This is a genomic window from Maribacter litoralis (assembly GCF_902506355.1).
In the GTDB taxonomy this organism is placed as follows: domain Bacteria; phylum Bacteroidota; class Bacteroidia; order Flavobacteriales; family Flavobacteriaceae; genus Maribacter; species Maribacter litoralis.
Genome location: NZ_LR733271.1, coordinates 1,341,683 through 1,361,034, shown reverse-complemented (window position 1 = coordinate 1,361,034; position 19,352 = coordinate 1,341,683). Strand labels below are relative to the sequence as shown.

Annotated in this window: 18 protein-coding genes; 12 read left to right on the top strand and 6 right to left on the bottom strand. The window is 35.6% G+C overall.

The features are described from left to right. Window positions 1-30: 30 nt before the first annotated feature. Together EXIGUO8A_RS05655 and EXIGUO8A_RS05650 are read right to left on the bottom strand one after the other, a co-directional pair. Window positions 31-1,578 carry an Rne/Rng family ribonuclease gene (locus EXIGUO8A_RS05655; RefSeq protein ID WP_116771292.1) on the bottom strand — a complete coding sequence of 516 codons (1,548 nt, stop codon included), beginning with the start codon at window positions 1,576-1,578 and terminating at the stop codon, window positions 31-33. A 263-nt stretch (window positions 1,579-1,841) separates the two neighbouring features. Next, complete coding sequence (locus EXIGUO8A_RS05650; RefSeq protein ID WP_027065813.1) at window positions 1,842-2,132, bottom strand: HU family DNA-binding protein; 291 nt, start codon at window positions 2,130-2,132, stop codon at window positions 1,842-1,844. A gap of 127 nt (window positions 2,133-2,259) precedes the next feature. Between EXIGUO8A_RS05650 and mutY the strand changes: the two genes are divergently transcribed. From mutY to EXIGUO8A_RS05625, 5 genes are read left to right on the top strand one after another with little or no spacing between them, the layout of a single operon-like run. Then, the gene (gene mutY, locus EXIGUO8A_RS05645; RefSeq protein WP_159302323.1) at window positions 2,260-3,309 is read left to right on the top strand and encodes an A/G-specific adenine glycosylase; all 1,050 of its coding nucleotides are present in this window, start codon (window positions 2,260-2,262) and stop codon (window positions 3,307-3,309) included. 27 nt (window positions 3,310-3,336) lie between these two features. Next, the gene (locus EXIGUO8A_RS05640; RefSeq protein ID WP_116771290.1) at window positions 3,337-3,801 is read left to right on the top strand and encodes a single-stranded DNA-binding protein; all 465 of its coding nucleotides are present in this window, start codon (window positions 3,337-3,339) and stop codon (window positions 3,799-3,801) included. Window positions 3,802-3,821: 20 nt separating this feature from the next. Next, window positions 3,822-5,150: a gliding motility-associated protein GldE gene (locus EXIGUO8A_RS05635; protein WP_236564438.1), complete on the top strand. Its 1,329-nt coding sequence runs from the start codon at window positions 3,822-3,824 to the stop codon at window positions 5,148-5,150. Next, window positions 5,140-5,700 (top strand): gliding motility lipoprotein GldD, encoded by a 561-nt coding sequence (gene gldD / locus EXIGUO8A_RS05630; RefSeq protein WP_116771288.1) that lies wholly within the window; start codon window positions 5,140-5,142, stop codon window positions 5,698-5,700. The genes EXIGUO8A_RS05635 and gldD overlap by 11 nt, the downstream gene beginning before the upstream one ends. Before the next feature lie 9 nt (window positions 5,701-5,709). Then, window positions 5,710-6,657: a pyridoxal-phosphate dependent enzyme gene (locus tag EXIGUO8A_RS05625; RefSeq protein ID WP_159302321.1), complete on the top strand. Its 948-nt coding sequence runs from the start codon at window positions 5,710-5,712 to the stop codon at window positions 6,655-6,657. 6 nt (window positions 6,658-6,663) lie between these two features. On the opposite strand, the gene EXIGUO8A_RS05620 is transcribed toward EXIGUO8A_RS05625, so the two are convergent. Together EXIGUO8A_RS05620 and EXIGUO8A_RS05615 are read right to left on the bottom strand one after the other, a co-directional pair. Next, the gene (locus EXIGUO8A_RS05620; RefSeq protein ID WP_159302319.1) at window positions 6,664-7,086 is read right to left on the bottom strand and encodes a hypothetical protein; all 423 of its coding nucleotides are present in this window, start codon (window positions 7,084-7,086) and stop codon (window positions 6,664-6,666) included. Window position 7,087: 1 nt separating this feature from the next. Continuing rightward, on the bottom strand, window positions 7,088-7,441 hold the full coding sequence (locus EXIGUO8A_RS05615) for a heavy-metal-associated domain-containing protein (protein ID WP_159302318.1): 354 nt from the start codon (window positions 7,439-7,441) through the stop codon (window positions 7,088-7,090). Between the two features lie 155 nt (window positions 7,442-7,596). Between EXIGUO8A_RS05615 and EXIGUO8A_RS05610 the strand changes: the two genes are divergently transcribed. Together EXIGUO8A_RS05610 and EXIGUO8A_RS05605 are read left to right on the top strand one after the other, a co-directional pair. Next, on the top strand, window positions 7,597-8,487 hold the full coding sequence (locus tag EXIGUO8A_RS05610; protein ID WP_159302317.1) for a DMT family transporter: 891 nt from the start codon (window positions 7,597-7,599) through the stop codon (window positions 8,485-8,487). A gap of 68 nt (window positions 8,488-8,555) precedes the next feature. After that, entirely contained in the window at window positions 8,556-9,299 is a 744-nt protein-coding gene (locus EXIGUO8A_RS05605; protein WP_159302316.1) for a head GIN domain-containing protein, read from the top strand. A 70-nt stretch (window positions 9,300-9,369) separates the two neighbouring features. Here EXIGUO8A_RS05605 and EXIGUO8A_RS05600 read toward each other — a convergent pair whose 3' ends face one another. Next, entirely contained in the window at window positions 9,370-11,442 is a 2,073-nt protein-coding gene (locus EXIGUO8A_RS05600; RefSeq protein ID WP_159302314.1) for a M16 family metallopeptidase, read from the bottom strand. Window positions 11,443-11,450: 8 nt separating this feature from the next. Next, complete coding sequence (locus tag EXIGUO8A_RS05595) at window positions 11,451-12,773, bottom strand: M16 family metallopeptidase (protein WP_159302313.1); 1,323 nt, start codon at window positions 12,771-12,773, stop codon at window positions 11,451-11,453. Between the two features lie 182 nt (window positions 12,774-12,955). On the opposite strand from EXIGUO8A_RS05595, the gene EXIGUO8A_RS05590 reads away from it, so the two are divergent. From EXIGUO8A_RS05590 to EXIGUO8A_RS05570, 5 genes are all read left to right on the top strand, one after another. Continuing rightward, window positions 12,956-13,411 (top strand): DUF4199 domain-containing protein, encoded by a 456-nt coding sequence (locus tag EXIGUO8A_RS05590; protein ID WP_159302312.1) that lies wholly within the window; start codon window positions 12,956-12,958, stop codon window positions 13,409-13,411. Window positions 13,412-13,506: 95 nt separating this feature from the next. Beyond that, on the top strand, window positions 13,507-14,187 hold the full coding sequence (gene rplU / locus EXIGUO8A_RS05585) for a 50S ribosomal protein L21 (RefSeq protein WP_159302310.1): 681 nt from the start codon (window positions 13,507-13,509) through the stop codon (window positions 14,185-14,187). 41 nt (window positions 14,188-14,228) lie between these two features. Then, complete coding sequence (rpmA, locus tag EXIGUO8A_RS05580; RefSeq protein WP_116771278.1) at window positions 14,229-14,489, top strand: 50S ribosomal protein L27; 261 nt, start codon at window positions 14,229-14,231, stop codon at window positions 14,487-14,489. Window positions 14,490-14,700: 211 nt separating this feature from the next. Next, window positions 14,701-16,296, top strand: coding sequence for a tetratricopeptide repeat protein (locus EXIGUO8A_RS05575; RefSeq protein ID WP_159302308.1), 1,596 nt, complete (start codon window positions 14,701-14,703; stop codon window positions 16,294-16,296). A 166-nt stretch (window positions 16,297-16,462) separates the two neighbouring features. Further along, complete coding sequence (locus EXIGUO8A_RS05570; RefSeq protein ID WP_159302306.1) at window positions 16,463-19,330, top strand: TonB-dependent receptor; 2,868 nt, start codon at window positions 16,463-16,465, stop codon at window positions 19,328-19,330. Window positions 19,331-19,352: the final 22 nt, after the last annotated feature.

The window sequence follows — 19,352 nt, the reverse complement described above, 5'->3', positions numbered from 1 at the left end:
TCGCTTTTTAACGTATAAAGCCATATTGACTTAATATATTGTTTTGCCGTCTTTATTTTTAAAACGGTATTCTAGATACGTATACGCATCGCGCGGTTGAATTTTAATCCATTTTTTATACTCTAAGAACCATTTTGTTCTCATTGATGGAAAACCTTTTGTAATATAGGCTGCTATAAAAGGGTGTATATTTAAAGTTATACTGCTATCCTTTTTAGGGCCTTTAAGAAGTTTTTCAAGGTCCGCTGTAATTTTATCTATTAAAACAATAGGTGCTTCCACCTGCTTCCCAGAATTATTGGGATCCTCTTCAGTTGTTTTAATATTCATTTCAGGTCGTACCCTTTGTCGGGTAATCTGAATTAAACCAAATTTACTAGGAGGTAGTATTTTATGCTTGGCACGATCATCTTTCATCTCATCTCTAAGATGCTCAAAAAGCTTTTTCCTATGTTGTGGTTTTACCATATCAATAAAATCCACTACAATAATACCGCCCATATCACGAAGACGTAATTGTCTTGCAATTTCTGATGCGGACAAGAGATTTACCTCTAAGGCAGTATCTTCTTGGTTTTTAGCTTTGTTTGATCTGTTGCCACTGTTTACGTCTATTACATGAAGTGCTTCGGTATGCTCTATAATTAAATAGGCGCCTTTGCTCATAGCGGCAGTACGGCCAAAAGACGTTTTGATCTGTCTTTCGATTCCAAATTTTTCAAAAATAGGTACATTGGTGTTATAGTGCTTAACAATGCTTTCCTTTTCAGGAGCAATTTCGGCCACGTATTCTTTTATTTCATTGAATAAGGTGGCGTCATCAACATGTATTCCTGTGAAACTATCATTAAATACATCTCTTAAAATAGAAGATGCTCTATTGAGTTCAACAAATACTTTTGCTGGTGTTTGTGCACGTTGTAATTTTTTACACATTGCTGACCATTTGTTCAGCAAGTTTTCTAGATCTTTGTCAAGTTCTGCGACTTTTTGTCCTTCTGCGACCGTTCTTATGATAACACCGAACCCCTTGGGTTTAATGCTTCTTACAAGTCTTTTTAACCTATCTTTCTCTTCTTTGCTACCTATCTTTTGAGATACTGATACGCGATCGGAGAAAGGAACCATAACCAAATAACGTCCGGCAATTGATAGCTCAGAACTAATTCTTGGTCCTTTTGTGGAAATAGGCTCTTTTACAATTTGCACCAATAAAGATTGGTTTGCTTTTATGACATCGGTGATGACACCATTTTTGTCAATATCGGTCTCGAACGGAAAATTACCTAAGGAGTAATCTTTTAGTTTTCCTGTGCTCACTTGTTTAATGAACTTCAGCATTGAAGACAATTGAGGACCAAGGTCGTGGTAATGCAAGAATGCATCTTTTTCATAACCAACGTTTACAAACGCTGCGTTAAGACCGGTCACCGGTTTTCTTATTTTAGCAAGAAAAATATCGCCAACAGAGAAATCATTACTGTTTTCCTCTTTATGCAGTTCAGTGAGTTTTCCGTCCTTCAACAAGGCAAAGTCAACAGATTGCGAACTAGATCTTACGATTAATTCTCTATTCACCTGAATATATTTTTAGTTGTTCCAACTATAGTATAGGGAACAAACTGATTAAACAATACCATAGACAAATACTAGTGTATTTGCCGAAATCCAATTACTGGATCTCTATGTCAATGAACGTTCTTTTAAAAAGAAAAAGTAGTTTTTAAAACTACTTTTTCTTGTGTCGGTTAGCTCTTCTACGCTTCTTGCGCTTGTGTGTAGCTACCTTATGTCTCTTTCTTTTTTTACCACTTGGCATAAAGTTCTTTTTTTAAGATTAATTATTTTACGTGTACGTTGCTCTTTACTCCTTCAACGAAAACCTTTGCAGGCTTAAATGCTGGAATGTTGTGAGCGGGTATTTTAATAGTTGTGTTCTTGGAAATATTTCTACCTGTTTTTTCAGCTCTTGTCTTAATGATAAAACTTCCAAAACCTCTTAGGTATACATTGTCACCACTTTCTAATGATGTTTTAACCTCTTCCATAAAGGATTCAACAGTTGCCTGTACATCTCCTTTTTCAATTCCCAGCTTATCTGAGATCTTCGATACAATTTCCGCTTTCGTCATCTTTCAATATTAGATTTTCTGTATGTTTTTTCGGGTTGCAAATATATAAATTAAATTCAATCTTTCTTTCTAATGGGTTAATTTTAAGTGTATAAACTGCTACTTTTATCACTTAGTATTACAGAGCATGTCATTTTCGGGTAAAATTTTAGATTGGTATCATAAAAATAAGCGCACTTTACCATGGCGCAAGTCCACCGATCCGTACAAAATATGGCTGTCGGAAATTATTCTTCAACAAACGCGAGTAGCCCAAGGAACCCCGTATTACCTAAGGTTTGTAGAAACTTTCCCTACCGTTGACGATCTTGCAAATGCAGAAGAAGAACAGGTTCTTAAGCTTTGGCAAGGTTTGGGTTATTACTCTAGGGCAAGAAATTTACATGCAGCAGCAAAAATGGTTGTGGATGAATATAACGGTAAGTTTCCAGATAATTATAAGAAACTTTTAACATTGAAAGGGGTTGGTGATTACACGGCCAGTGCCATTTCTTCCATTTGTTTTAATGAACCACATGCCGTTGTAGATGGTAATGTGTATAGAGTATTGTCTCGTTATTATGGTATAGATATACCTATAAATAGTACAGAGGGCATTAAGTATTTTAAAGCTTTGGCGCAAAAGGTCATGGATCCTGATCATATAAGAGATTACAATCAGGGTATAATGGAGTTTGGTGCCATACAATGTTCACCTAAAAAACCTTTGTGTTTACATTGCCCCTTAAACGATAGTTGCGTGGCACTTGAAAAAGGGTTGGTGCATCAATTGCCTGTAAAGTTGAAGAAAACAAAAGTGAGTAATAGATACTTCAATTATCTTATACCAATATATAAGGATACAAATGGAAAAAAATATACACGTCTTCAACAAAGAAAAGGGAAAGGTATTTGGCAAAACCTTTGGGAGTTTCCTTTAATAGAATCTAAGTCATCGTTGGAAAATAAAGATATCGTATTAAAGAGTAATGTGATTTTTGGCGATTTAGACATAAATGATATACATATATATAATGATACGGATATCGTGCACAAATTATCTCATCAACATTTATATACCAAATTCTGGATCGTTGATGTAAATACAGATTTTGATCATAAGATTTCCGTTGAAAAACTATCTGAATTTCCTGTTCCGGTTTTGATCGCAGATTTTATAAAAGCATTTAAATTTTAGTACTTTTGATTTTTATATCTTTAAGTTATGAGCGGTACATTAAATAAGGTAATGTTGATTGGGCATTTAGGCGACGAAGTTAAAATGCATTATTTTGAAGGTGGTGGTAGTATTGGTAGATTTCCAATAGCTACAAATGAAACGTATACCAATAAATCTACCGGCGAAAGGGTTACAAATACAGATTGGCACAATATAGTTGTTAGAAATAAAGCTGCTGAAATCTGTGAAAAATATCTTAGTAAAGGAGATAAGGTATATGTTGAGGGAAGATTAAAAAACCGTCAATGGCAAGGTGAAGATGGTAATACCAGATATTCAACTGAGGTGCACGTACAAGAATTTACGTTTTTGACGACCAAAAAAGAAGGTATGCAAAATAATGGTGGTTCAGCGCCAAGTGCACAGAAACCCGCTAGTACTGAAAACAGAACGCCATCACAAAGTCCTGCACCCTTAAGTCAAGACGATGATGATGATTTGCCATTCTAACAATATTTAAATAGCAACTATTGGATCCAGACCCCATACCGTTTTTAATGACAACGTTGGTTGTGAACGGTGTCTTTGCAATGAATATAATAGTACTGTTTGTACTTCTTCTTTGCTCTGCGCTAATTTCGGGAGCAGAGGTGGCCATGTTTGGTTTGTCTACAACTGAAATTAAAGAGTTGCAAGATGAAAAAACGGCAAAAAGCTCTATTCTTATCAAACTATTGGAACGCCCAAAAAAATTATTGGCTACCATTTTAATTGCCAATAATGCCATAAATATTGGGGTTGTACTTTTGTTTAGCGTAATTGGAGATACTTTATTTGAAAATGTAAACCAGACCTTGTTAGGTGTAGTATCGGTTCGCTTTTTGTTAGAAGTTGTTGTAGCTACTTTTTTAATATTGATGTTCGGTGAAATTCTACCTAAGGTTTATGCCAATAGAAATAGAATGAGTTTTTCGCACTTAATGGCTTTTCCGTTAAGAATATTGGACTTTGTTTTTTCTCCCTTAAGTTTACCCATGCGTTCAGGTACCTTGTTTTTGTATAATAAATTGGGCAAACAAAAATCTCATCTTAGTATAGATCACTTATCGCAGGCGCTAGATTTAACTTCGCAAGGCGATACCACTAAAGAAGAGAAGAAAATATTAGAAGGTATTGTAACTTTTGGTAATACCGATACCAAACAAGTAATGAGACCCCGAATTGATATTTTTGCCCTGAACGAACAAATGAAATTTCCTGAAGTTCTTGGGGAGATTAAAAAACACGGTTATTCTAGAATTCCTGTATTTGGCGAAAACATAGATTCGGTGAAAGGGGTTTTGTATGTAAAGGACTTGCTGCCATACTTAGATCGAAAAACATTTAATTGGATGACCTTGATCAGGGAGCCATATTTTGTGCCGGAAAATAAAAAGTTAGATGATTTACTTTCAGAATTTCAAGAGAAGAAAAATCACTTGGCAATTGTGGTCGATGAATATGGGGGCACCTCTGGTTTAGTATCCTTAGAAGATATAATTGAGGAAATAGTTGGTGATATTAGTGATGAATTTGATGATGAAGACCTAATTTATTCTAAATTGGATGACTACAATTATGTATTTGAGGGTAAAACACCTTTAAAAGATTTTTATAGGGTCATTCGCTTGGAAGATACAGACGATTTTGAGGAAAATAAAGGTGAATCAGAAACGTTGGCCGGCTTCGTTTTAGAAAAGGCAGGGAGTTTTCCAAGACGTGGTGAAAAAATTATGTTTGGCTCTTATACTTTTGTTGTAGAGGCAATGGATAAAAAAAGATTGAAACAAATAAAAGTAACCTTACCGCATGAAGAGTAAGTCATTAGTAGGATTTTTAATACTATTTCTTTTAATACTTAGCTGTAAAGACGAACAGGTGATACCTAAGCCGAAAGCTAAAATGCGCTTAGAGTATCCGCAGGGAAAATTGGCAGATTTAGAAACAGAGAATTTTAGCTTTAAGTACAATCAGTTGGCAGATGCTGAATTAAATGGTGATAATGCTTTTACCATTGCTTATCCAGAAATGAAAGGCGCTATTTTTCTTAGTTATAAAAAAATAAATGGCAATCTATCTCAGTTGATCAATGATTCTAAAAGGCTAAGTTATGAGCACGCCGCAAAAGCCGATAATATTGTTGAGCAGCCATATGTAAACCCAAATGAGAAAGTGTACGGTGCTTTGTTCGAAGTACAGGGCAATGCAGCTTCTCAATCCCAATTTTTTGTCACCGATAGTACAGAACATTTTTTAACAGGATCTGTATATTTTTATTCAAGACCTAATTATGATTCCATTCTTCCGGCGGCTTCTTATCTTCAAAATGATATTAGAAGCATTATTGAAACCTTAAGATGGAAAAAGTAACCACCAGTTATGACCAAGCAAAACCTTTTAGAATGTCATCAAAGAATAACCCCATTAGTACATAATACAGCTGTGCTAACATCTAGATTAATTGATAAAGAGATCGGTGCGCAAGTATTTTTTAAATGCGAGAATTTTCAAAGAGCGGGAGCTTATAAAATACGTGGTGCTACAAATGCCATATTGCAATTATCGGAAGAACAGAAGAAAAACGGAGTGGTAACCCACTCGTCTGGTAACTTTGCGCAGGCTTTATCTTTAGCGGCACAAAGTGTAGGTGTTACTGCGCATATTGTAATGCCCAATACTGCGCCAGAAGTAAAGAAAGTGGGTGTTAGGGAGTATGGTGGTAACATATATGAATGCGAACCAACGGTAGAAGCTAGGCAGGCAATGGCAGATGAAATCGCTACTAAAACTGGAGCTACGTTCGTGCACCCTTCTAATGATAATGATGTTATTTTAGGTCAAGGTACCGCCGCATTGGAACTTTTGCAAAAACAACCCGATTTAGATTTTATATTCTGTCCTGTAGGTGGTGGCGGACTTATTGCCGGCTCATCTTTGGCGGTAAAATACTTTGGAGAAAACTGTAAAGTGTATGGCGCCGAACCATTTGAGGCAGATGATGCCTATCGTTCGCTTTTAAGTGGAAAAATCGAAAGTAACGAGACTACAAATACAATTGCGGACGGATTAAAAACCATGTTGGGCGATAAGAATTTCCCGATTATTAAAGAATTGGTTTCTGGTATCGTCCGTATTACAGAAGATGAGATTGTTGAAGCTATGAAGCTGGTATGGGAGCGTATGAAAATTATTATTGAACCTTCTAGTGCCGTAACGGTAGCTGCCGTTATAAAACAAGCTAAAGAAAGCCCAGAAGTTTTTCAGAACAAGAAAATCGGAATCGTAATTTCTGGGGGCAATGTAGACCTTTCTAAATTGCCCTTTTAAGTTTTATTACTTGCTTAGAATTTTTTCTGCATTTGCTATGCTAGAATTGATGTTCTCTTTCACTTGCTTTACTTTTTCTTCCTCTTCTTCAAGCCATTGCTTTTTTTCGTCGGTAAGTTCTTTGCCGTTCAAAATTTCATCGGCATCAAAACGATCGCCAAATTCCTGCATCCAATCCATCATAGATCTATTGGCTTCCTGTAAATCTTTCATTGCTTTTGCCTCTACTGACCCTGATCCCAATGAATCTGCCATAGGTTTTAATTGACCTACAAGCTTTCCTATGGTTCCCATTTTGGGCATTACTTCGTCATGTATGGCCATTACTTCGGTCATTTTAGAAGTTTCTTCTTCGGCTTTCTTAGTTTCCTTGCAAGAAGTAAAGGATATAAAGATTGCTATCGTAACTATATAAAGTATATTTTTCATTCTATTTTTCTTGAAGGTTGACAGAGGTAATAGTGTAATTGTAGTCTTTAACTTTTGTATCGGTGATAATCGATTTTACTTCTTCGATAGATATTAGAGAAGGGTCAAAAACGATATTTCCATTTTTGTTGTCAAAACTGATATCGGCAGAAATAACACCGTCTTTCTCTTTTAGATTGGATGCAATTTTATCTGCACAACCTTCTTGGCATGCCATACCATCAATACCGATTTCTACAGACTTTGTTATTCTATTTTCGAGTTTAATAACTCCATTAGTATTATCCTGTGCAAATGAAACCGCAGTAGATAATGTGAAAACAGTTATAAAAAGGGCTAATAATTTTATTTTCATTACAAAGTTTTTGCGAATACTTCGTTGAAGTAAACTAGTTTGTATTGTAAAGATACCAAATATGTAAAATGCTTTGAATAATCATTTGTAAAAATAAGGACTTAACTAGATGGTTTTTTTAGAAAAAACCGCACTTTTGTTGTAAAGCAAAGCAATTGAAGAATATAGACCAAAAATGGATTTACCTGGTAATTCTGTCGTTTATTTGGGGTTCATCCTTTATTTTGATTAAACGGTCCTTAATAGGTTATACTCCTTTGCAGGTAGGTGGTTTACGCATTGTTTTTGCATCTTTGCTCTTGTTTGTGCTAGGTTATAAATCTTTGAGCACCTTATCTAAAACAGATTGGAAATGGGTCGCTATAGCAGGACTCTGCAGTTCTTTCTTTCCGCCGTTCTTTTTTGCATTGGCACAAACGGAGATCAATAGTGGTATTACTTCAATATTAAATTCGGTAGCACCTTTGTTTACAACACTGGTAGGTATAGCATTATTTGGTTTGGCATTAAAGGGAAGGCAAGTTTTAGGTGTGCTCATAGGTTTTTTTGGCACAGTTGTGTTGATAGCTGCGGGTATGGAGAATAATACGGAACAAAATTATTGGTATGCCCTTTTTATTATATTTTCTGCCTTAGGGTATGCATTCAATATCAATATTATAAAAAGATATTTGTCGCACTTAAGTCCGTTGGCAGTTACCACGGCTAGTTTTGGCGTAGCATTTTTTCCGGCTTTGATTATTCTCGTTTATACTGGAGTGTTTCAGCAGTTTGTTGGTAATGGTGCTATGCATGAAGCTGTATGGTATGTTATGGCATTGGCATTTTTAGGCACCGCTTTGGCCAATATACTGTTCAATAAATTGATAAAATTATCGAGTCCTGTTTTTGCAGCCTCGGTAACATATTTAATTCCTTTAGTGGCTGTTCTTTGGGGATTTTTAGATGGTGAGAATATAAGCCTACTTCAGTTGTTGGGTGGTCTTATAATCTTATTCGGGGTATGGTTGGTCAATCGAAAAAAAGTAGTGGTTCAACAGAAATAACCATGTGTACTGTAACAATATCTTCTTTAGGTTGTCTTTGTATAGAACTAATCAAAAAAACGGAAATCATGAAAAGAATAGTATTTGTAGCTCTGGCAATCACTTTTTTGGTAAATAATACTCAGGCACAAGAAAAACAAATCGAAGTAAAAGCATTCGATAAATTAATAGTTAGTCCGCATATAGAATTAAACCTTGTTGAGGGTGAAGAGGAAAACGTGGTTATTGAAAACGCAAAAGTTCCTTTAGAAAAAATAAATGTAGAAGTAGAAGGTAGAACTTTACGATTGTATTTAGATGGGGCAAAGGTGGTTACAAAGTCCGAGCGTATTTCAAGCGATAATTGGCGGGGTAGTAAACCTTTGTACAACGGTACTATGGCAACGATTACGGTAACCTACCGAAAATTGGAAAACTTATCGGTAAGGGGAGAAGAAATCGTTAGATGTAAAAATCTGTTTAATGCCGATGATTTTAAAATGTCATTGTACGGTGAGGCAAAAGTATACTTTAACGAAGTTTCAATAGATGAACTTACCGTTGCCATTTATGGTAGCAGTTATTTGGAAATGGGAGGTGGTAAAGTATCTCGTCAGGTATTTAGGGCATATGGTGAAAGTGAGGTAAATACTGAAAGTATGGTTGCCGATGAAACTAAAATTACGGCTTACGGAGAAAGTAATTTTAGGGTGAACGTAGTAGATAGGTTGAAAGTAACTTGTTATGGGGAAACGAATATTAATTATACCGGTAACCCAGATGTGGATAAGGGTTTAATTTTTGGTGAAGCTAGAATAAGAAAAATAGGCTAGTTAAAGCATTTATATATAAAGCAAAAAACCCGCTATTAGCGGGTTTTTTTAGTTGTAAGTTTCTTGATTATTATTCAAAATCGGATGGAGAAACGCCATCGTTTATCTTAATTTCAGAAACTATGAATTCAAATGATTGCGGACCTACGGTCTGTATGATTTTAAAAGGGAACAAAATACCCGATACCTCTTTATAATCTTCAAAATTGGTGATACTTGCAATCTGTTGTCCTTGCATTTCATTTGTGGTGATCTCTTGTAGTTTTAATCCGGTTTCTACATCGTAAAAAGCAGATTTTTTCTCGTTGATCATTACCTTATAGGCGTTTTTATCGCCAACCATTTCCATTCCTTCAAGAGAAAGAGATTTCGCCGTTAGGTACTGAAGTTCGGAAATAGGGGTAGATTCTCCTTTGAACGTGGTAACCTCCTCTTCGGTAAGGTCTTTTCTTTGTCCTTGAACGATCATATAGCCACTATCACCATTTAGAACTTGTTTACTTACGGAATTCCCCATCATTTGAACGTCTTGCATCAATTGATTGCTAGATGTTTTTTTGATATTTAAACTAAGCTTCATTCCTTGCATTTCGGCTTCGGCCATCATTGCATATGTATTCACGCTTTCAAGTTTATCTTTTCCGCCAACGGCCTCAATATTCTTTTCAATAATTGATTGTGCAGATACGCCCTCAGGAACTGAAGTTTCGTAATTAGGGGTTTCTACTCTGTCCGCCGTTTTAGAGTATGCAAGTACAGGCAATTTCTTACCCATAAACTGTACATTCTGAAGGTTGCTTAGAATTTCACTTCCTTTACCAACAACGATTACTCGGGCATTATTGACATTGAAATATTTTTTTGCCGCGGCTTCAACTTCCTCTTTGCTGATGTTTTCTAACTTTTCTAAAAAGGTTTTATAAAAATCTTTAGGTAGATTTTCCTTTTCAATGTTCAAAGCATAACGGGCAATGGTTTCCGGATCTTCAAGAGCCATAATAAAACTACCTGCATAGACAGCTTTAGTATTTTTTAATTCTTCGTCGGTAACCGGTTTGGTAATGATAAGCTCCAGCTCTTTTAGCATTTCTACTACGGCACTATCGGTAACCATGTTTCTTACTTCTGCTGTGGCTCTGAATCTGGATGGTCCGTACTTGTCGTTACCAATAGAAGAGTAGGCACCGTAAGTATAACCTTTATCCTCTCTTAAGTTAGAGTATAATCTGCTATCAGACCCTCCTCCTAAAATTTCATTTGCCAATAGAGCGGCAATGAAATCATCATCGTTCATTTTTAGGTTTACAATATTCTGAACCGTAATCTCAGATTGTACCGCATTTGGCATGTCGACAAAGTTGATCTGTGTATTGGGTACATTTTTTGGCTGAGAATAAGAGAAACTTGGTGGTACGGCCTTGGTCCATGATGTAAAATGAGTTTCTGTCAATGTTTTTACTTCATCAAAATTGACATCTCCAATAATGATTAAATATGCATTTGCCGGAACAAAGTATTCTCTGTAATATTCCTCAACATCGCTGAGTGTGACATTATTTACGGTTTCTTCGGTAACAAATTCACCATAAGGATGATTTTTACCATAAGCTAAGGCTCTTTGAACTCTACTAGAAACGGAAGACACTACTTTCTCTTCAGATTTAAGTCCCGTAATAAGTTTGTCTTTCTCCTTATCAAATTCCTCTTGAACAAATTTTGGATGTATAGCTGCATCTGCCATAAGTTCCATCATTCTTGAAAAGTATTTTGAAAGCGATTGTGCATATGCGCCTTGAGCGCTAAAATAAAGTCTAGCGCCTAAAAAATCGATTTCTTCGTTAAACGCTTCTTTGGCAATGTTTTTAGAACCTTGTCCTAAAAGGCTGCCGGTTAAACTGGCAACACCAGCTTTATTGCCCTCCAAAATTGGCGGATTGTCTATAGATAATTGCATAGATACCCTTGGTAATTTGTGGTTTTCCACTACCAATACTTTTAAGCCATTATTTAGGTTAAAGGTTTGTGGGGTGCCTAAATTTATTTCAGGGGCGGGACCTGGCACCGGCATTACCGTGCGGTCTATTTGTGCCTGTACAGCAATACAGGAGAATAATGCTAAGAGTAATATATATGTATTTTTCATGGTCGTGTTTAATTTGCGGTATTTTGTTCAGGTAAATATTCTAATACCAATCTTTGATTGGGTTTTAGATACTTATTGGCTACCTCTTTGATTTCTTCTCTGGTAATTGATCGGTATATTTCTATTTCTTTATTGATCAATGAAGTATCGTCATACTGCATATAATATTCCGCTAGCGAATTTGCGATACCCTCAATACTAGAATTGCTATTTACAAACTGATTCTCAAACTTGTTCTGTAATTTTTGATAATCGTTTTCAGAAATGAGCTCATTTCTCAACTTTGTTACTTCTTCTTCAATAGAAATATTAAGAGTGCTTAAACCTGTTTCACCAACGGGAAGGGCAAAAATGATATACATACCATAATCTTCTAAAGTAACGGGTATGGCACCAATTTGTAAAGCCTGTTTCTTGTCGTCTACCATTTTCTTATAAAGTTTAGATGATGGACCGTCACTTAGGTAGGTAGAAATCATTTTTAAAACCTGGCTATCTCTATTTTTAAGTCCGGGAGTTCTATAGGCGATCATAGAAGCCGGTATCTGAATATTAGAATCGTAGGCTTTTGCATTGATCTCAGTGGTTATTGGCTCTTCTATAGGGAAATTTCTTGTAATTTCTTTTCCTTTAGGAATATCTTCAAAGTAATCTGAAATCAATTTTTTAGCATTTTCCTTCTCAAAATCGCCTGCAATAACCAATACGGCATTATTTGGGCTATAGAATTTTTTCTGAAATGCTATGAATTCATCTAATGTTGCCGCATCCAAATCTTCCATTTTACCGATTACGGTTTCTTTATATGGGTGATTCTGGAAAAGGTTTTTCTTAATGTTTTCAATAAACTTACCGTACGGCGAATTGTCAACACGAAGTCTTTTTTCTTCTTTGACAACTTCATTTTGGGTATCCACCCCTTTTTGATTGATTACGGGATGAAGCATTCTTTCAGATTCTAACCACAGTCCTAATTCTAGGTTGTTAGAAGGAAAAACTTCATAGTAATAAGTTCTGTCCTCGTCTGTGGTTGCGTTTCCTGACCCTCCGTTAGAAGATACTATTTTGTCCCATTCGCCTTTTTCAATATTTTCGGTTCCCTCAAATAATAAATGTTCAAAAAAATGGGCGAACCCTGTTCTTTTTGGGTCTTCATCTTTAGAGCCCACATGGTACAAAACCGAAATGGAGATAATTGGGGCGGTGTTGTCTTGATGAAGAATAACATGTAGATCATTGTCGAGATCATACTCTTCAAAAGCGACTTCTTGTGCGTTTCCGGCAAATCCTTGTAGAAGCATTGCCGAAACCAGTAGTAATTTCATTTTCATTGAAACTGTATTAGGTTAGTGTTTAATTATTCTGTTCCATATGTATATGTTCATGTCATTTTGTTACAACATTTTATTTTTTTTGTAGGAACAATCCTCAATATAAGTATTCTTTAACATATAATTTTAAATTAATTGTTGTTTATTCTTTATCTTAAAAGTCTAAACAAAATTATTTTCAAATGAGCCATTACGCCCTACCTATAAGATTTGGAGTTGCCGCCAGCGGTTGTTTAATTGCGTATTTTTTAGTACTGTCATTACTTGGTCTTCATGTCAATGTTTTTTACAGCCTTTTCAATGCAGTTATAACAGGTTTTGCCATTTATGAAGCAATTAAATTCTATAAGTTAAAGAAAGGTAATGCGTTTAATTATGCCGGTGGTTTTATGGCAGGTTTAATAACCGGTGGGGTAGCGACGTTAATATTTACCTTATTCTTTGCGTTGTATTCTACAGAGTTGCAACCAGGTTTTTTAGAAGAACTATCTACAAAATGGGCAAACAATTATAAGAGTTTTGAAGCTATCGTTTTTTTGGTAGTTGCCACAATGGGGTTTACTACAAGTCTTGTATTGACACTTGCTTTTATGCAACTGTTTAAGACTTCGAATACTACAAAAATAAAGAGTGTGTAAAATTCTAAAAAAACACTTGTAAATTCACGATTAAGAACTATATTTGCACCCGCCTATGGAAAAAATCCATCAGGTTTAATAATACATTTAACAATATGTACGCAATTGTAGAGATGGCAGGGCAGCAGTTTAAAGTTGCAAAAGACCAGAAAGTGTACGTTCACCGTTTACAAGCAGAAGAAGGTAAGAAAGTTACTTTTGACAACGTTCTTCTTTTGGATGATGGATCGAACGTTACTATCGGCGCCCCGGCTATAGACGGAGCCGCAGTAGAGGCTAAAGTCGTTAAACACCTAAGAGGTGACAAAGTAATCGTTTTTCATAAGAAAAGACGTAAAGGTTACAAAAAGAAAAATGGACATCGTCAATCTCTTACTGAGATAGTGATTGAATCTATTATTTCTAAAGGAGCTAAGAAAACTGAAACTAAAAAAGCGGCAGCGCCAAAAGCTAAAAAAGCAGATGGTAAAGCGGCACCAGTTGATGTTTCTGTAGCATCTAAGCCAAAAGCTAAAAAAGCTTCGGGCAAAGGTGATGATTTAAAAAAGATAGAAGGTATCGGTCCAAAAATTGCCGAAACCTTAAATAATGCAGGTATTTCTACTTTTGCTGATTTAGCAAAAACAGACGCAGCGAAAATTTCTGAAATTATTGCTGATGTTCGTGGAAATCACGTAACCGACACTTGGCCAAAGCAAGCTGAATTAGCTGCTGATGGTAAATGGGACGAGTTACAGAAATGGCAAGACGAATTAGACGGTGGTGTAGCAAAATAAGCTAAATCACTAAAGTATAACAATATTTAAAACCTCAGACAATGGCACATAAGAAAGGTGTAGGTAGTTCTAAAAACGGTAGAGAATCAGAATCGAAACGATTAGGAGTTAAGATTTATGGTGGTCAAGCTGCTATCGCTGGTAACATTATCGTTAGACAGCGTGGAACAAGACATAATCCTGGTGAAAATGTTTATGCAGGAAAAGATCATACATTACACGCACGTGTAGATGGTCTAGTTAAGTTTGAAAAGAAAGCAGGTGGAAAATCTTACGTTTCCATTGAGCCTTTTGAAGCTTAAATAAAGTTAAGTTTACAATATTAAAGCCTTTGCATTCAGTTGCAAAGGCTTTTTGTGTTTGTTGTTTTCGACGTTAAATTATCTTTAACGATAACTTAATATCCTTTGTTATTGTTCTAAGTATATCTATAGGCATATTTACTGGTTTAAATTTTGCTGAACAAGCAATGTTCTTCATTGGTAAAGTTTAAATGCTCAGTCAATAGATATTATGTATTCTAAATTTTTGCATGTAGTACTAACAGTAGCCTTTTCATTTTCAGGTTTGTTATCTGCGCAAAACAAACAAGAGCTTCTGCTTTTTGATAGCAAAGAGCTCGATTCAACCTTTCTATCTTACAAAAATCAACTGAAAATAGCCCAAGGGCAAAATGATGATTTTAAAATAGCAACGAGCTATTGGAGATTAGGAGAGTTTTATTTTAGGGTAGGTGTATATTCTGAGGCTACAGATCAGTTCAATAAGGCTTTGCTCATATTGCAGAAAAAGCCGAACGATACTTTGCAGGTACATATAAACAATGCACAAGGTAGTATGCATCTTGCATTAAAAAATTACGATAAAGCTGAGGCGAGTTTCTCTAAAAGTTTGAAAATATCAAAGGTTATTGATTTTAAAAAAGGACTAGCAAGATCTACTGGTCTACTAGGTAGTTGCTATGAAAAGAGAAAAGAGTATAAAAAGGCATTGGCTTTTGAAAAGCAAAGTTTGACGGAATTTAAACTGCTGCAGGATTCTATTGGTTTGGCAACGGCCAATGAAAATATAGGTAGTATTTATGAAGATTTAGAAAATTTTGATCTGGCCTCGCAATTCTTCAGCAAGGCTTATGGTTATACCAAGGGAAGTAAAAATTCTTTAGAGGCTAACATACTTAACAACATTGGCGATGTGTTCAGAAAACGTGGCTCATATGATCAAGCTATTGTATATACGACCAAAGCTATGCATTTAGCGAAAGAGATTAACGACAAGAATAGATTGTCAAGTGCATACAGAGATCTATCAAAAACTTACGCACTGTTAGGTAAGTATAAAGATGCTCTTGAATACTTAGAGATGGCCGAGCAAATAACTTCCAATATTTTTAACGGGCAGAATAGCAATCAAATAAATGTACTACAAACGGTATATGAAACCAATCAAAAAGAAACGAGGATAATGCTTCTCGAAGAGGAGAATAAAGTCGCAAAGGCAAATAGAAATTTTTGGATCGTTGCCGTGATTTTAATTTCTATAATAATTTTTGTTTTGCTTCTGTTCAGGGCAAAAAAACGCAAGGAAGAATTTAGGATACAACAATTTCAAAAACAGTTATTGCAAGCTCAATTAGAAAAAAAAGCAATACTGCAAGAAAACTTGCGCAATGAGGTGCAATTAAAAGCTTCTGCTTTATCAAAGTATAGTCTACATCTTTCGCATAAGAATAAATTATTATCTGATCTAGCTTCCACACTTATAAAGCTTGCTGATAGAAAGAATATGGACAAGTCGGCTAAAATAAAGCAACTGGCCAATGATATTAATGAAAATGTGAAGCAAGACAATGAAGCAAGGCAATTTCAAAACTACTTTAGTGAAATACATCCTGAATTTGGAAAAAAGTTGATTGATGTGTGTAAAGAAAAGTTGTCTCAAACAGAAATGCGTTTGGCTATGCTGTTACGCTTAAATTTATCATCTAAGGAAATTGCTTCAATTCTACGGGTTACACCAGATAGTGTGCGTGTGGCAAGATATAGGTTACGTAAAAAACTACGTATAGATCCAAAGACAAATCTGATACATTTTTTACTTCAATTGTAATCGATTTTAGGTGTTCTTATGTGTATGGTTAAGGTCATGTTAATTTAGTGTGATTGTTGCCTTCATGTTTCCTTTAAAAATGAAAATGTTTACGCTTTGTTAGAATGGGCTTAACCTTGTAAACAGCTGGTATACATATTTTTGTCTTAGTTCTAACAAACCTAAAATGAAAATGAAAAACCAACTGAATTTATTTTTTGTAACGCTATTATGTACAGTTTTTAGCTCAATGGCGGTTGCGCAATCTGGAAATATTCAAGGTACAATTTCAGATGAAAATGGACTTTACTTACCCGGTGCAAGTGTAATGATTTCTTCATTATCTAAAGGTGCAATTTCAAATTTCGATGGCAAATTTACACTGGTAGATATACCAGAAGGCACCTATATGCTAAAGGTTTCTTATTTGGGATATGATGATACCGAAAAAGAGGTTGTTGTCAACAATGGTGAAACAACCGATGTCGCCATATTTGTAGCTCCTAAAACTACAGAGCTAGAAGGTGTGGAAGTAACGGCATATGGTTTGGGAGGAACATCTAAAGCTTTAAATACCCAGAAAAACAACATTAATATTACCAATGTGGTTTCAACAGATCAGATTGGTAAATTTCCCGATGCCAATATTGGTGATGCCGTAAAACGTATACCAGGTATTACAATGCAAGTGGATCAAGGTGAAGCTAGAAATATTATTATACGTGGACTTTCTCCTCAATTAAATTCGGTTACCCTTAACGGTAGTAGGGTTCCTTCAGCGGAAGGAGACAATAGAAATGTACAGATGGACTTAATTCCTTCTGATATGATACAAACCATAGAAGTTAGTAAGGCGGTTACTCCAGATATGGATGCCGATGCATTAGGTGGGTCGGTAAATTTAATTACCCGTACGTCCCCACAAGGTTTTAGATTGTCCACTACCCTTGGTTCTGGTATTAACCTTATTACGGATAAGGCTATACTCAATGGTTCTTTTATTATTGGAGACCGAAGTGAAAATGGAAAATTTGGATGGATGGCTTCGGCTTCATTTAATGACAATGATTTTGGGTCGGATAATATAGAAGCGGAATGGACAGATGAATTTGAATATTATACAGGTGTAGATGATGCTGAAGGAGAGCCTATATTAGAGGAAGTGGACGTTGATCCTTATGCCAATGTGTTTGAACAGAGAAAATACTTGGTGCAAAGGGTGAGAAGAAGTTTTTCGGTAAATATGGATTATAAGTTCAATGCCAACAACACTATATTTCTTAAAACGATGTACAATTGGCGAGATGATAGGGAAAATAGATTTGCACTCGGACAAGAAATTTTAGACGCTGAAGATATTGAACTTGGCGATTTTACCATAACCGATGGTGTGCCAACAAGGTTTCCGGCAGAAATTGTAAGACAATCTAAGGGAGGTATAGATAATGATCGAAATAAGAATCGAAGGTTGGAAGATCAGCGTATGCAAAATTATAGTTTGGGCGGTGATCACCTTTGGGGATCATTAAAAGTAGATTGGATGGCTTCTTATGCAAAGGCTTCTGAAGAAAGATTAAATGAGCGTTATGCAGAGTTTGAAAGTGAATATATCGTTAATAGCGATATAACCAATTCAAGATATCCGCGTTTTTACGCTGCAGATCAAACGGATGCTACAGAATTTTCAAATTTTGAATACGGAGAAATTACTGAAGAGAATCAGTATACGGAAGAAGAGGACTTTAATATGTTTGTCAATTTTGAAATTCCTGTTGACTTATTTGGGTACGAATACGGAATAATCAAGTTTGGTGCAAGGGGTAGGTTTAAAACAAAATTAAGGGATAATGACTTTTTTGAGTTTGACCTAGAAGACACTTATGAAACCTTGGCAAGTGTGCCTTTAAAAGACTATACTGATCCAGATTTTTATGCAGGCAGCCAATATGCGATAGGTTCTTTTGCTAGCGAAGAATGGTTAGGTGGTTTAGATCTGGAGGATGGCGAATCTGTGCCTGATGAATTTTTGAGAGCTAATTTTAACGTAGAAGAGAATGTTTACGCTGGTTATGCAATGACCAACCAAAAATTATCGGATAAATTGGGACTTTTGGTAGGTTTAAGATTAGAGAATACCAATGTTACCGCTACCGGAAACCAAATAGAAGACGAAGAGAATGTAATAGGTGAAATTACCCAAGAAAGTAATTATACCAATATAATGCCTGGTGTTCATTTAAAATATGACATAAACGATAGAACCATTTTACGTTTTGCTTGGACCAATACTTTGGCAAGACCAAATTATGAAGATATTGTGCCTTCATTGGACATAGTTTCTGGAGATGAAGAAATATTTGTTGGAAATCCGGAGTTGGAAGCTACCACATCTATGAACTTCGATGTTATGGGTGAGCATTATTTTGAAAGTGTAGGTTTATTGTCTGCAGGTGTATTTTATAAGGATATAGATAAGTTTATATATACTTTTCAGCAAGAGGCTGCTGATGATAGTTTTGGTGTAGGCACAGAAGGTTTTGAGGTATATCAGCCATTAAATGGAGACGGAGCCTCTGTAACTGGTTTTGAAATGGCTTTTCAACGTCAGCTGGACTTTTTGCCCGGCTTTGCCAAAAACTTTAGTCTTTACATCAATTACACCTACTTGTCTTCTAGTGCAGATGGTATAAGAAATGAAGACGGTGATGAACGTGAAGATATAGACTTGCCGAATACAGCTCCTAATATGTTCAATGCTTCTTTAGCCTATGCTGATAAACGATTCTCATCAAGGCTATCGGCAAATTTTTCAGATAGTTATATAGATGAAATTGGAGGCAATGATTTTGAGGATAGATATTATGACACGCAATTGTTTGTAGATTTTAATGCATCATATCAAATAAACACAAACCTAAGTCTGTATACTTCAATCAACAATATAACCAATCAGCCATTAAGATATTTTCAAGGTGTTAAGGATAGAACAATGCAAGCGGAGTTTTATGGTCAAAGAATAACTTTTGGCTTAAAATATGATCTATTCAATAAATAGTAACGCTTTACAATAAAAGAAT

Bases quoted from the DNA above. Each gene is read 5' to 3' on its own strand.
- EXIGUO8A_RS05605 (WP_159302316.1), top strand. From the start codon at position 8,556: ATGAAAAGAATAGTATTTGTAGCTCTGGCAATCACTTTTTTGGTAAAT.
- mutY (WP_159302323.1), top strand. From the start codon at position 2,260: ATGTCATTTTCGGGTAAAATTTTAGATTGGTATCATAAAAATAAGCGC.
- EXIGUO8A_RS05620 (WP_159302319.1), bottom strand. From the start codon at position 7,086: ATGAAAAATATACTTTATATAGTTACGATAGCAATCTTTATATCCTTT.
- EXIGUO8A_RS05650 (WP_027065813.1), bottom strand. From the start codon at position 2,132: ATGACGAAAGCGGAAATTGTATCGAAGATCTCAGATAAGCTGGGAATT.
- EXIGUO8A_RS05575 (WP_159302308.1), top strand. From the start codon at position 14,701: ATGTATTCTAAATTTTTGCATGTAGTACTAACAGTAGCCTTTTCATTT.
- EXIGUO8A_RS05595 (WP_159302313.1), bottom strand. From the start codon at position 12,773: ATGAAAATGAAATTACTACTGGTTTCGGCAATGCTTCTACAAGGATTT.
- rpmA (WP_116771278.1), top strand. From the start codon at position 14,229: ATGGCACATAAGAAAGGTGTAGGTAGTTCTAAAAACGGTAGAGAATCA.
- rplU (WP_159302310.1), top strand. From the start codon at position 13,507: ATGTACGCAATTGTAGAGATGGCAGGGCAGCAGTTTAAAGTTGCAAAA.
- EXIGUO8A_RS05590 (WP_159302312.1), top strand. From the start codon at position 12,956: ATGAGCCATTACGCCCTACCTATAAGATTTGGAGTTGCCGCCAGCGGT.
- EXIGUO8A_RS05640 (WP_116771290.1), top strand. From the start codon at position 3,337: ATGAGCGGTACATTAAATAAGGTAATGTTGATTGGGCATTTAGGCGAC.
- EXIGUO8A_RS05600 (WP_159302314.1), bottom strand. From the start codon at position 11,442: ATGAAAAATACATATATATTACTCTTAGCATTATTCTCCTGTATTGCT.
- EXIGUO8A_RS05625 (WP_159302321.1), top strand. From the start codon at position 5,710: ATGACCAAGCAAAACCTTTTAGAATGTCATCAAAGAATAACCCCATTA.
- gldD (WP_116771288.1), top strand. From the start codon at position 5,140: ATGAAGAGTAAGTCATTAGTAGGATTTTTAATACTATTTCTTTTAATA.
- EXIGUO8A_RS05570 (WP_159302306.1), top strand. From the start codon at position 16,463: ATGAAAATGAAAAACCAACTGAATTTATTTTTTGTAACGCTATTATGT.
- EXIGUO8A_RS05615 (WP_159302318.1), bottom strand. From the start codon at position 7,441: ATGAAAATAAAATTATTAGCCCTTTTTATAACTGTTTTCACATTATCT.